Annotated in this window: 12 protein-coding genes; 8 read left to right on the top strand and 4 right to left on the bottom strand. The window is 58.9% G+C overall.

Features of this window, described 5'->3' with window-relative positions:
• Window positions 1-10: 10 nt before the first annotated feature.
• The 3 genes from ALQ04_RS16715 to ALQ04_RS16705 all read right to left on the bottom strand — a co-directional run bounded on the left by ALQ04_RS16715 (window position 11) and on the right by ALQ04_RS16705 (window position 1,644).
• The gene (locus tag ALQ04_RS16715; protein WP_122316865.1) at window positions 11-313 is read right to left on the bottom strand and encodes an RcnB family protein; all 303 of its coding nucleotides are present in this window, start codon (window positions 311-313) and stop codon (window positions 11-13) included.
• Between the two features lie 71 nt (window positions 314-384).
• The gene (locus ALQ04_RS16710) at window positions 385-687 is read right to left on the bottom strand and encodes an RcnB family protein (protein ID WP_122316864.1); all 303 of its coding nucleotides are present in this window, start codon (window positions 685-687) and stop codon (window positions 385-387) included.
• A gap of 99 nt (window positions 688-786) precedes the next feature.
• On the bottom strand, window positions 787-1,644 hold the full coding sequence (locus ALQ04_RS16705) for an SDR family oxidoreductase (protein WP_122316863.1): 858 nt from the start codon (window positions 1,642-1,644) through the stop codon (window positions 787-789).
• A gap of 90 nt (window positions 1,645-1,734) precedes the next feature.
• Between ALQ04_RS16705 and ALQ04_RS16700 the strand changes: the two genes are divergently transcribed.
• The gene (locus ALQ04_RS16700) at window positions 1,735-2,148 is read left to right on the top strand and encodes a helix-turn-helix domain-containing protein (RefSeq protein ID WP_183142202.1); all 414 of its coding nucleotides are present in this window, start codon (window positions 1,735-1,737) and stop codon (window positions 2,146-2,148) included.
• Window positions 2,149-2,283: 135 nt separating this feature from the next.
• Window positions 2,284-4,173 (top strand): penicillin-binding protein 2, encoded by a 1,890-nt coding sequence (gene mrdA / locus ALQ04_RS16695; protein ID WP_122316861.1) that lies wholly within the window; start codon window positions 2,284-2,286, stop codon window positions 4,171-4,173.
• Window positions 4,174-4,182: 9 nt separating this feature from the next.
• On the opposite strand, the gene ALQ04_RS16690 is transcribed toward mrdA, so the two are convergent.
• Window positions 4,183-5,457 (bottom strand): MFS transporter, encoded by a 1,275-nt coding sequence (locus tag ALQ04_RS16690; RefSeq protein ID WP_122316860.1) that lies wholly within the window; start codon window positions 5,455-5,457, stop codon window positions 4,183-4,185.
• A gap of 208 nt (window positions 5,458-5,665) precedes the next feature.
• Between ALQ04_RS16690 and ALQ04_RS16685 the strand changes: the two genes are divergently transcribed.
• From ALQ04_RS16685 to ALQ04_RS16660, 6 genes are all read left to right on the top strand, one after another.
• Complete coding sequence (locus ALQ04_RS16685) at window positions 5,666-6,586, top strand: LysR family transcriptional regulator (protein ID WP_122316909.1); 921 nt, start codon at window positions 5,666-5,668, stop codon at window positions 6,584-6,586.
• Between the two features lie 132 nt (window positions 6,587-6,718).
• Window positions 6,719-7,333 (top strand): antibiotic biosynthesis monooxygenase, encoded by a 615-nt coding sequence (locus ALQ04_RS16680; protein WP_122316859.1) that lies wholly within the window; start codon window positions 6,719-6,721, stop codon window positions 7,331-7,333.
• A 145-nt stretch (window positions 7,334-7,478) separates the two neighbouring features.
• The gene (locus ALQ04_RS16675) at window positions 7,479-9,317 is read left to right on the top strand and encodes an amidohydrolase (RefSeq protein WP_122316908.1); all 1,839 of its coding nucleotides are present in this window, start codon (window positions 7,479-7,481) and stop codon (window positions 9,315-9,317) included.
• Between the two features lie 84 nt (window positions 9,318-9,401).
• Window positions 9,402-10,025 (top strand): isochorismate family cysteine hydrolase YcaC, encoded by a 624-nt coding sequence (gene ycaC / locus ALQ04_RS16670; protein WP_025259968.1) that lies wholly within the window; start codon window positions 9,402-9,404, stop codon window positions 10,023-10,025.
• Between the two features lie 524 nt (window positions 10,026-10,549).
• Entirely contained in the window at window positions 10,550-10,867 is a 318-nt protein-coding gene (locus ALQ04_RS16665) for a hypothetical protein (protein WP_122316858.1), read from the top strand.
• A gap of 288 nt (window positions 10,868-11,155) precedes the next feature.
• On the top strand, window positions 11,156-12,856 hold the full coding sequence (locus ALQ04_RS16660) for a ShlB/FhaC/HecB family hemolysin secretion/activation protein (protein ID WP_310886511.1): 1,701 nt from the start codon (window positions 11,156-11,158) through the stop codon (window positions 12,854-12,856).
• Window positions 12,857-12,899: the final 43 nt, after the last annotated feature.

Genomic DNA, 12,899 nt, shown 5'->3' with positions numbered 1-12,899 from the left:
CCTCACGGGTTCATTTCGGCGCGTCAACGATCTCCACGACCTTGCCGGTGCTGATCTGTACCCGGGCATATTTATCCTGGATGCGTACCCACTGGCTGTTGGTGCCCGGTGTCGCGAGCCCTTTGTTTTTCCAGTCGCTCATGGCGGCCTTGGCACTCTGGAACCTCTGCGGCACCTGCGAGCCGACTTCCAGCTCCTGAAGGGGAGTGATATTGCCCGGTCCCTGGACGGTCTGTGCGGCCTGAGCGGGCAGGGTGGTTGCAGAGACACAGCCCAGCAGGGCCAGGCCGGCAATCAAGGATTTGTTGTTCATGTCAGCTTCCCGATGCATTGAATGGTGGTTTTATGCACCGGGAGCCTGAGCATTGCAAATCATTCGATGGCTTATTTTGTCACCGGAACGATATCGACGATTTTGCCATTGGTAATTTGCACGCGGACGTACTTGTCACTGATCCGCACCCATTGGCTCTCTTTGGCCGGTTCGGCGAGGCCTTTGCTTTTCCAGTCGGTGATGGCGGCTTCGGTACGCTGAAATTGCTGCGGAACCCGTGAGCCGAGTTCCAGATCGTGCATATTGTCTGCGGACTCTTCGATCTTCGGTTCTGTCTGCGCCTGAACAGGCAGGCTGGTGACAGAGAAACAGCCCAGCAGGGCCATGCAGGCGATCAACGATTTACTGTTCATTTCAAGGACTCCCAGTCTGTAGAGCAGTGGCTTTATGCCGATTACCTAGACTGGGACCTTGTCAGTTGTAAATCATTCGATCGAATACGGTGCCTGCAATTATCCCGCTACAGCCGTCGCAATGCTCACCGACACCGGAGTCGTGGCGCGACCGATGAGTGCGCTCAACTGGTGGCTGTCATCGAAAAGTGCGCCTTTCGATGCGCCCGTATCGGAGTCTGCCAGCAGCGCCGCAATGGGCTGTGGCAAGCCAGCCTGCTCCAGCGCGCCTTGATAGTCGGCTTGTGGCAGATTGACGTAAGGAATGGTCTTGGCACTGTGTTGAGACAGGTGTGCGACGAAGTCGGTAAGAGTGTAGGACTCGTCCCCGGCCAGTTCATAGACGCGGCCTGCCTGCTGCTCGTCCGAGGCCAGCACCACGGCGGCAGCTTCGGCATAGTCGTTGCGGGTTGCCGAACTGATACGACCCTCGCCCGCGCAACCATAGACCGAGCCAAGGCTCAAGGCGGCCGGAATGCCTGCGGTGTAGTTTTCGTGATACCAGCCATTGCGCAGAATGACCGCTGGCACACCGCTTTCACGTAGCGCCGCTTCGGTTTCGACGTGTTCGCGAGCCAGACCCAATACTGAGGTATCAGCGTGCAGAACGCTGGTGTAGGCTAGCAGTTTGATACCAGCGCGTTTGGCGGCATCGATCACCGCCTTGTGCTGTGACAGACGCTGACCCAGTTCGCTGGAAGAAATCAGCAGCACTTTTTGCGCACCGGCCAGGGCGCTGTCGAGTGTGGCGGGTTGCGAATAGTCTGCATGTCGGACTTCAACGCCCAGGGCAGCGAGGTCGGCCGCTTTTTCCGGGCTGCGCACGGCTGCAATGATCTGTGAAGACGGGATACGCTTGAGCAGTTGTTCAATGACGAGGCGGCCAAGCTGGCCGGTAGCACCTGTGACGACGATCATGAGTGTTCCTTGGGTTCATTGAATTGAAGTGAAAGGCCAGCATAAAGACATGGCTAACCTTTCGTAAGTACTAACTAAAAGGTAAGTATGATGAGCCATCTTTTGTCCAGCCCCGCATCACCTTCGCAGCCCTCTGGCGGTCGCCAGGGGGAATTGATGGCCGCCGAATGCCCTTCGCGCAGTGTGCTCAGCCATATCTGCAGTCGCTGGGGCGTCCTGGTGCTGGTGGTGCTGCGTGATGGCACCCATCGTTTCAGTGAGATTCGCCGCAAGATCGGCGGGGTGAGTGAAAAGATGCTGGCCCAGACTCTGCAGAATCTGGAACACGATGGTTTCGTGGATCGCAAGTCGCTGCCGGTGGTCCCGCCGCATGTCGAATATCGCCTTACGCCCATGGGTGAAGAAGTCGCCCATCAGGTCGAGGCGCTGGCGCGCTGGATAGAAATGAACATGCCACGCATCATGCACGCCCGTGAAACGCTGGCAGAACCGCTGCTGGAATAGCTTTCTGCACGGATTGTCAGGCGTCCTCCCGGCAGACAATCCCCTGCAAACCCTCACTTCTTGGTATCGTGCGCGCCGAAATATTTACTTACATATATCGTCCGCGTCGTTTGTCATTACCGAGAAGCTGTAGAAATGCCCAATCCCATTCCTCTGAAGGACCATGAAAAAGAGAGCCGGCTGGTCAATCTGCGTGTGCTTGCCTGTGCTCTGCTGGTCACGTTACTGAGCGGTTGCCTGATCGCCCGCATGTATTTCCTGCAAGTCATCGAGTTCGACTACCACTCGACCATTTCCGAAAACAATCGTGTGCATGTACTGCCGATCCCGCCCGAGCGCGGTTTGATCTACGACCGCAATGGCGTGGTACTGGCCGATAACCGCCCCAGTTTCAACCTGACGCTGACCCGTGAGCGCGCCAATGACTGGCACAGGGTGATCGACGAGTTGATGAGCATCCTGTCGTTGCCCGATGAGGACCGCATCCTGTTCGAGAAGGAGCTCAAGCAGGTACGCCATCCGTTTGAACCCGCGACCTTGCTCTACGAACTGACCGAAGAGCAGATCGCCTTGCTGGCGGTCAATCAGTATCGCTTGCCGGGCGTGGATGTCGCTCCACAGTTCATTCGCCACTATCCACTGGGCGCACACTTTGCCCATTCCATCGGCTATGTCGGGCGGATCAACGAAAAGGAGTCCAGGCAACTGGACACCGATTACCGTGGCACCCAGTCGATAGGCAAGACCGGCATCGAGCGTTTCTACGAGTCCGAGCTACATGGCCATGTGGGCTATGAAGAAGTTGAAACCAATGCTCAGGGCCGCGTGTTGCGGGTGTTGAAACATACCGATCCGACGCCCGGCAAGAACATCACCCTGAGCCTGGATGTGCACTTGCAGGAAGCGGCCGAGAACGCCCTGGGTGACCGGCGCGGTTCGGTGGTGGCCCTGGACCCGGCCACAGGCGAAGTGCTGGCGATGGTCAGCAAACCGAGCTTTGATCCCAATCTGTTCGTGACCGGCATCAGCTTCAAGCAGTACGCAGCGTTACGCGACTCCATCGACCGGCCACTGTTCAACCGGGTGCTGCGCGGCTTGTACGCACCGGGCTCGACGGTCAAGCCGGAGGTCGCTATTGCCGGGCTCGACAGCGGCGTGGTCAATGCCTCGACGCGGGTGTTCGACCCCGGTTATTTCCAGTTGCCAGACTTTGACCACAAGTACCGCAACTGGAACCACAACGGCGATGGCTGGGTGGACATGGACACCGCGATCATGCGGTCCAACGACACCTATTTCTACACCCTGGCCCACAAGCTGGGGATCGACCGCCTGCATGACTACATGGCCATGTTCGGCCTGGGCCAGAAAGTCTCGCTGGACATGTTCGAGGAGTCGGCTGGCTTGATGCCGTCCCGCGAGTGGAAGCGAGCGACCCGGCGTCAGGCCTGGTTCCCCGGCGAAACGGTGATTCTGGGTATCGGTCAGGGCTACATGCAGGTCACGCCGTTGCAATTGGCCCAGGCGACCTCGCTGATTGCCAGCAAGGGTGTCTGGCATCGTCCGCATCTGGCGGTTGAGGTGGGTAATGTGGCGCCGGTGGATGAGCATCCGATGCCCAACATTGTGCTACGCGACCCGAATGAGTGGAATCAGGTCAACCAGGGCATGCAGATGGTCATGCACGACCCGCGCGGGATCGCCCGGGACTCGGCCAAGGGCGTGCAGTATCACATCGCTGGCAAGAGCGGCACCGCGCAAGTGGTCGCGATCAAGCAGGGCGAACGTTACGACCGGCTCAAGACCCAGGAGCGCAACCGCGATAACGCCTTGTTCGTCGGTTTTGCACCGGCCGAGCATCCGAAAATCGTCGTTTCGGTGATGATTGAAAACGGCGAGGCGGGCGGTCGGGTTGCCGGGCCGGTGGTCAGGGAAGTCCTCGATGCCTGGTTGCTCGATAGCGAGGGCAAACTCAAGCCGCAATACGCAGCGCCGGCCAAGGCGGATGGCGCTCCGCATGCGTGATGGCGTTTATTAAATCGAGTTGCCTTTGGCGCGCGGGCCGGTTTCGCGCAAGAAAACCGCCAGGACGATAGCGACCACGATTCCCGCCAGCAGGTAATCTCCGGCCTGCTGGAATACCGACAGGTTGAGGTTGCCATCTGCGGCGATCCGGGTCAGCAAATGGCCGAATACCGGAGTCAGCAAGGCGCTGAAGGTAAAGACCAGAAAGTTGATGGCGCCTGTGGCGCTGCCCTTCACGTTGTCCGGATTGACCTCTTTGATGATGGAGTAGGGGATCATGGCGGCGCCCGAACCAATGCCCATTAACAGGCCGAACAGGTAAGGCGGGGCGATACCGGCCGGCAGGTAGAGAATCGCCGCGCAGGACACCAGGATCAGCAAGGCGCCGCCAATCAGCACCGGCTTGCGGCGTCCGATCCGGTCGGAAATGTAGCCCAGCAGCGGACAGCCGATGACCCAGCCCAACGGCACCATGCTGCTGCGATTCACCGCTTCGGCATAGTCGATAGACAAACCTTCGCGCAGGAAAGGAACGCCCCAGATCATGTCGCCGATGGTGGTGGGCAGAAACAGCAGGCCTGCGCTGAAGCCACAGATGTAGGACTGCGGGTTGCTCAGCACCTGTTTGTACGGGGCGAATATCGAACCCACCGAGTTGCTGCTGCCAACTGGCAGAGGATCATGGCCTTTCGGGGTGGCGATCAGTACCAGAATCGCGACGACGAACAGGCAGGCGGCGGCCATAAACCAGAACTGTTCCCAGAGAATCGTGCCATGGATCAGTGGCCCGACGCCGAACTGCCCGGCAAAGCCGCCCAGCATGCCGAAGCACTGGGTGAAACCGACTGCGGTTGCCAGATAGCGCGATGGAAACCCATGGGTGGCCAGGTATACCGCGCCGGTAAAGGAACACGCCGAACCGGCCCCTTGCAGCAAGCGCCCGAGTTGAGCTGCCTGCAACTCACCCAGGCCGAACAAGGCCGCACCCATTGCGACCATCAGGATGCCGAGCGGAATCACATACTTGGCACCCAGCCGATCCAGTGCCGCGCCCGCGACAATCGAAAAGATGGAGTAGGTGTAGTAATAGAGCCCGATCAGGGCGCCGATCGCCACGACATCCTTGCCGAATGCCTGGGTCAGCTCCGGCATCATCACGCCGGGCGCCGAGCGTAATGAGTACTGGATGAAGTAAAACAGAACGCAGAACAGCCAGGCTATGACAAAACCCGGATGCAGCCGCTCGGCGCGCGTGGACAGAGTTCCGGAAAGGGCGGACGGCATGGTGGCGACTCACTTGCAACAAAGGGATTCCATACCCTAGTCCGTTTTACCGGCAATGCGCCTGCGACAGATCAATAAAAACCGTTAGAACGCCTGTTGCAGAGCGTTCTCGGCGGTGCGGTCGATTTAAAGGCACAGGCATACAAGGTTTATGCAGGCCGCTGATGCCTACTTGAGCGTGCACCTTTCCGGCATCTGGAACGCTCACATGAATCGCAACGACCTGCGCCGCGTCGATTTGAACCTGTTGGTGATTTTCGAGGCATTGATGTTTGAACGGAATCTGACCCGCGTCGCCGAAAAGCTGTTTATCGGGCAGCCTGCCGTAAGTGCCGCGCTGGGGCGCCTGCGTGATCTGTTCGACGATCCATTGCTGCTGCGCAACGGGCGCGGAATGGAGCCTACCGCCAGAGCCCTGGATATCCTCAAGGAAATACGGCCTGCGCTGGATACCATTTCCGGCGCAGTCAGCCGCGCCAAGGTGTTCGACCCCTCGACCAGCAGCGAGGTGTTCCGGATCGGGCTTTCCGATGATGCCGAGTTCGGCTTGCTGCCGCCGCTGCTGACCCAACTGCGTGAGGAAGCGCCTGGAATTATCGTGGTCATTCGCCGCGCCAATTATCTGCTGCTGCCGGCCTTGCTGGCTTCCGGGGAAATCTCGGTCGGAGTCAGCTACACCGTGGAGTTGCCCGCCAACGCCAAGCGCAAGAAGTTGCGCGAGATCGGTTGCAAGGTAATCCGTGGCGACCAGCGGGCGGGCGCCTTGAGTCTGGATGATTACTGCGAACGCCAGCATGCCATGGTGTCGTTCTCCGGCGACCTGAGCGGCAATATCGATCTGGATCTGGCCAGAGTCGGCCGCGCTCGCAAGGTGGTGCTGGCCGTGCCGCAGTTCAATGGCTTGAGGGCCTTGCTGGCGGGCACCGAACTGATTGCCACGGTGCCGGACTACGCGGCCTGTGCATTGGTGGAAGGCAGCACGTTGCGCGCCGAAGATCCGCCATTCCCCATCGTGCCGGCCGAGTTGTCGATGGTCTGGAGCGGCGTCCACGACAACGACCCGGCCGAGCGCTGGCTGCGCTCGCGCATTGCCCAGTACATGTCGGCGCCGCTGCACGTAACTGCCTGAAGTATCGATCCGGACACAAGACAGCACATACGTTCAATTCCTGGACTGTAATCAACGGCACTATCTCTTTCATTCAGGCGCATTGCCGCCTGCCTGGAAGATGTTCATTCGCTGTTTACGGAGCTGCTGGCCATGCCTGATTCCATTCGTCTCGACGCACAAGCGCGTGCCTTGACCAGCGAGGTCTTCAATGAAGTCGTCACGCTGGTCATCAAGCACCGTATCAAGGCTGGACAAGAATCCGCCTACGAAGCCTGGCTGCGCCGCATCGTCACGATTGCCAGTGGCTATCCGGGGCATCTGGGTGTCGATGTGATCCGCAGCAAGTCTGCGGGCCTGCAATTGTTTACCTGTGTCCTGCGCTTTCACTCCACTGACGCGATGCAGAGCTGGCTGGACTCCGATGAGCGGCGGCAACTGGTGCAGGAGGCCGCGCCTATGCTTGCCGATGGCGACCAGACGCTGGTCAACCCGCATAACGAATTCTGGTTCACCCCGGTAACGGATGAGGCAGGGCCGCCACCGCGCTGGAAACAGGCCTGTGTGACCTTTCTGGTGATTCTGCCGCTGAGCCTGTTGATCCCTCTGCTATGGCAACCGTTCTTCGCCCTCAGTCCGTGGCTGTCGGGGTATCTCGTCAGCAACGCGCTGGTGACGATGACCATCGTGCTGCTGGTGGTTTATCTGCTGATGCCTGCGGCCACACGCCTGTTTGCGTCCTGGTTGAAGCCCGCACAAGGAAAGTGAATGCATGAGTGATGAAAAAACCGATTTGCAGCGCAGGCGTTTCATTGCCCAAAGCTCCTTGCTGAGTGCCGCTGCGGCGATCCTGCCTGCCTTGCCATTTGCCGGTTACGCCGGTGCTTCCCAATCTTTTGCCAAAGGTGCTGCGATGAATGTCGAACTGATTCTCTTCAACGGTCAATTTCATACGGTCGATCGTGAAAAACCGAAGGCCAGTGCCGTGGCGATCAGTGGCGGGCGTTTCGTTGCCGTGGGCACCGAGGCTGAAGTGATGGCGTTGCGCGGTAGCGCGACTCAGGTCATCGACCTGCAAAAGCGTACGGTGATTCCGGGCCTTAACGACTCACACCTGCACTTGATCCGTGGCGGCCTCAATTACAACCTGGAACTGCGCTGGGAAGGCGTACCGTCCCTGGCCGATGCCCTGCGCATGCTCAAGGAACAGGCCGATCGTACGCCGACCCCGCAATGGGTCCGGGTGGTGGGCGGCTGGAACGAGTTCCAGTTTGCCGAAAAGCGCATGCCGACCCTGGAAGAGCTCAATCAGGCGGCACCCGATACGCCGGTCTTCGTCCTGCACCTGTATGACCGCGCCTTGCTCAACCGTGCCGCCCTGCGCGTGGCAGGCTACACCCGCGATACCCCGAACCCGCCCGGTGGCGAGATCGTGCGTGATTCACAAGGCAACCCGACCGGGATGCTGGTAGCCAAACCCAATGCGATGATTCTCTACTCGACCCTGGCCAAGGGGCCGAAACTGCCGCTGGAATATCAGGTCAACTCGACCCGCCAGTTCATGCGCGAGCTCAACCGGCTGGGCGTCACCAGCGCCATCGATGCGGGCGGCGGCTTCCAGAACTATCCCGACGATTACGCGGTGATCGAGCAACTGGGCCGCGAAAAGCAACTCACAGTGCGTATCTCCTACAACCTGTTCACCCAGAAACCCAAGGAAGAGCTGGCCGATTTCAAGAACTGGACCAGCTCGGTGACCCTGCATCAGGGCGACGACTTCCTGCGGCATAACGGGGCAGGGGAGATGCTCACCTTCTCGGCCGCCGACTTCGAGGATTTCCTCGAACCGCGCCCGGACCTGCCGCCAGGCATGGAGCAGGACCTGGAACCGGTGGTCCGGCATCTGGTCGAGCAGCGCTGGCCATTTCGCCTGCATGCGACCTATGACGAGTCCATCAGCCGCATGCTGGATGTCTTCGAGAAGGTCAACCGCGATATTCCATTCAACGGGCTGCCGTGGTTTTTCGATCACTGCGAAACCATTACCCCGAAAAACATCGAGCGGGTCCGGGCGCTGGGCGGCGGCATTGCGATTCAGGATCGCATGGCATTCCAGGGCGAATACTTCGTCGATCGCTATGGCGCCAAGGCTGCCGAAATGACTCCACCGATCAAGCGCATGCTTTCCGAAGGCGTGCCGGTGGGTGCCGGGACCGACGCTACGCGGGTTTCCAGCTACAACCCGTGGACCTCGCTGTACTGGATGGTCAGCGGTCGCACGGTGGGTGGGCTTGAACTGTATCCCGAAGGCTTGCCTCGGGAAACCGCACTGGAGCTGTTCACCCATGGCAGCGCCTGGTTCTCGTCCGAGCAGGGCAAGAAGGGCCAGATCAAGGTCGGGCAACTGGCGGATCTGGTCGCCTTGTCGGCGGATTACTTCAACGTCGACGAAGAGTCGATCAAGTGGATCGAGTCGGTGCTGACCGTGGTCGATGGCAAGGTTGTCTTCGGTTCCGGGGATTTCGAGAAGCTGGCACCACCGAGTGTGCCGGTGCTGCCGGACTGGTCGCCGGTGGCAAAAGTCGCCGGGCACTGGCGTCCGTCCTCGCCAGTGCTGGCCCAGGTTCACCAGTGCAGTGGCCCTTGTGTCGTGCACTCCCATAGCCATGAGCGTGCCCGGCTTTCCAATGTGCCGGTCAGCGACTTCCAGGGTTTCTGGGGGGCGTTCGGCTGTTCGTGTTTTGCGTTCTGATTGTTTCACCCTTGCCTGCAACCGCGCGGTCGATGGCGATCATCGGCCGTGTCGAATCTTGATAAAAAAACCAAGGAGTCAACCATGAGCACCCCGTACAAACGCTTGAACAAAGATGACGCAGCAGTTCTGTTGGTCGATCACCAGACCGGCCTGATTTCTCTGGTTCAGGACTTTTCTCCCAACGAGTTCAAGAACAACGTGCTGGCCCTGGGCGACGTGGCCAAGTTCTTCAACCTGCCGACCATCCTGACCACCAGCTTCGAGCAAGGTCCCAATGGTCCACTGGTTCCGGAACTCAAGGAAATGTTCCCGGATGCGCCTTACATCCCGCGTCCAGGGCAGATCAATGCCTGGGACAACGAGGATTTCGTCAAGGCCGTCAAGGCGACCGGCCGCAAGCAACTGATCATTGCCGGCGTGGTGACTGACGTTTGCGTGGCGTTCCCGACTCTTTGCGCCCTGGCCGAAGGCTTCGAGGTGTTCGTGGTGACCGATGCGTCCGGCACTTTCAATGAAACGGTCCAGCAAGCCGCCTGGGCACGCATGACCGCTGCCGGTGCGCAACTGGTCAACTGGTTCTCGGTTGCCTGCGAATTGCAGATCGACTGGCGCAATGACATGGAAGGCCTGGCCAACCTGCTTTCCCAGCGGATCCCCAACTACCGCAACCTGATCAACAGCTACACGGCGTTCACGGCCAGGTAAGCTCTGCAGCGCCCCTCTATCGCAGTGACTGTACAGTCACTGCGACGCTCCTTTCGGAGGCTTCGATAAAATTATGTAGTGATCGAAAATAATCACTACATAATGGTTGACGCCTCCCTTTTCCTTTTGCATTATGCAGTCGTCTCCCTGATCGGGAGCGCTGGAAAGATGTACTGAGCAGGCTCGGCAAGCCGTCGAGATGTTCCCCGGATGCAGGCTGCCCACAAGGCAGATTGATGAAGCTGACCCGGCATGGCCCGTCCGAAAAGGCGAGTCGCTGGCGAAACGACCTCATGACACTTGTGGCTGATCGTGCAACGGTCGCCAGCCAGGTCTTTGGCTTTCGCTACGTTCTCCTCTAATGACGCACCTTGTTGTAGTGGCTCTCTATCAAGGCTACCTGCATTTCCTCTGGGTCGGGATGTATTGAGCGAGCATGACGTATTGTCGTGTTCCTGAATCACCTGACAGGCAAGTTTATATATCAATGGTATTGAACAGTTAACGAGCGAAGGAGCATCAACATGAATATCAACAATCATCCGACAATTGATGAGCTGGCTCGTCTGTTTGCAGCGCGCAAGGACACTCTGGACAGCCATATTCTCTGGATCGCGGATTCTGGCGAAGTACATGTCGACCCCATGTCGCCTTGCACTCAGGAGAGCGAATTCAAGGAAAATCACCCGCAAATGCTGGCCGGACTGAAAATGTTCCGCCGCGGCCAGGGCTATGTCGGCAAGAAGGCGGCAGCCGATATGGACTTCATGGAAAGCATGTTGCAGAGCTTGAAAAACGAGTGGCATAAAACCCGAAAACATCCCGCAGCACGGGTCGCATGAATATTGCCAGGCAATAAGCGTTGAATGAAAGTGCGCTGCCGGTCACCGGTAGCGCACTTTTTATTTTTAACAGGCTGCAGTTGTTATTGAAACTTCAGGGTTGTTAAAAGCCAGCGGCATATATAAAGCTTCACTTCATCTCCGAGCTATATTCGCTTGCCGCTTGTCCCAAAAATCTCCGTAACAAACCCGATACACGGTGCATACAAAAAATTGACGGCATGAAAATGACGGTCTACCATCGCGGCCCTTCCAATTGATAGCAATGTGATATCGCAAGGATGCATCGTGGCTCTCTCTCCCAGCAGGACAATCCTGCTTACTCTGCTTGCTGCCTTACCTCTTTATTCTTTCGCAGCGCCTACTCCCGGAGAGCAGGACCTGATCCGTGATCGCCAGGACCGCTTGCTCGAAGAGCAGCGCCGTCGTCTTGAAGAACTCAAGGAACTGCCGGGCAACCAGCAGGCACCGACAGCGCCGGTAGAACCGGTCGACACACGTTGCTTCGTGATCAATCACATCGAACTCAAAGGCGCCGATTCGTTGTCGACGTCTGAGCGTGAGGCGCTGCTCAAGCCTTTTCTCGGCGAATGCCTGGGTGTAGCGCAGCTCAACAACGTCCTTAAAGTCATCACCGATCACTACATCGATAAAGGCCTGGTCACGACCCGTGCCTACCTGCCGCAACAGGATCTCTCCAAAGGCAACCTCGACGTGCTGGTGGTCGAAGGCAAGCTGGAAAGTCTCAAGGGCGATATCGACAGTGCCTTGACCGCGCGTGAACTGGCGATGACCTTTCCCGGCAGCGAAGGCGAGCAGTTGAACCTGCGCGAGATCGAGCAGATGGTCGACCAGCTCAATCGTTTGCCGTCCAATCAGGCCAAGATGGAACTGACACCGGGGAAGGAAGTGGGCGGCAGCGATGTGCTGGTCAAGAACACCCCGCAGAAACCCTGGCGCGGCTCATTGGCCCGACACAACAACGGCCAGAAAAGCACCGGCGAGCAGCAGTGGGGCGTAGGTCTGGAATGGGACAGCCCGCTGGGCCTGGCCGATCAGCTCAACCTGCGCGGCGGACGCGATGCGGTTACCGATCATCAGCGCAGCACCTACAGCAGCATGTTCAATTACAACCTGCCATGGGGCTGGTGGAACTTCAGCTACACCTACAACGACAGTGAATACCGCACCCAGGGGCAGGGCGCCGGAATCAACTTCAAGTTCACCGGTGAAAGCCAGACGCACCAGCTGCGCGCCGAGCGGGTCATTCAGCGCGATGCCAAGGGCAAGACATCCCTGAGCGCTGGCATCAGCCACCTGAGGACCCGCAGCTTTGTGGAAGACAGCGAACTGGCGAGCGGTGCCCAGCGCATCACAGAAACCCAGTTCGGCATCAGCCATGGCCGCTTGCTCGGCAGTGCGTTTGCCAACCTTGAGCTGGGCATGCAGCAGGGCGTCGGCGCCCTGGATGCGATGGGCGACGGCCATCCGGCCGGCAACGAGCCCACGGCCCGCTACCGCAAATACACCGCCACTTTCAGTTTCCAGCAGCCATTCGAGGTGTGGGGCGAGCGCTTCAGCTTCAATAGCCTGGCTACCGGTCAGCGCAGCGAAGACCGGCTCTATAACAGCCAGCGCATGAGTATCAGCGGCCAGTCCGCAGTGCGTGGCTATAAAGAACAGTTTCTCTCCGGCGACAGCGGCGGCTACTGGCGCAACGACCTGCGCTGGACCCGGCCAGTCGGTTGGGAATGGCTGCAGCCGGTGCTGCAGCAATATGGCATGGGTCTGTCCTACGACCAGGGCGTGATCAGTCACGACGCCAACAGCCAAGGGGAAAACGGCCGGGTTTCCAGCAGCGCCGTGGAGCTTTTCACACGCGGTAAATACCTCGCCGCCAACGTTACCTTCGCTCATTCGCTGGAGCGGCCTGATGCGCTGAGCGAACGAGAAGCGCCGATCTATTTCCGCCTCGAACTGTTGTTCTGATTTTTTCGACTCTCTCCTGAAAACTTTCTGATCCCCCCGCAGG

Origin of the sequence: Pseudomonas cichorii, assembly GCF_003700275.1 — a bacterium.
Taxonomy (GTDB): domain Bacteria; phylum Pseudomonadota; class Gammaproteobacteria; order Pseudomonadales; family Pseudomonadaceae; genus Aquipseudomonas; species Aquipseudomonas cichorii_B.
Note: the sequence above shows the minus strand (reverse complement) of the source record. Positions and strands in the feature narration are given on the sequence as shown.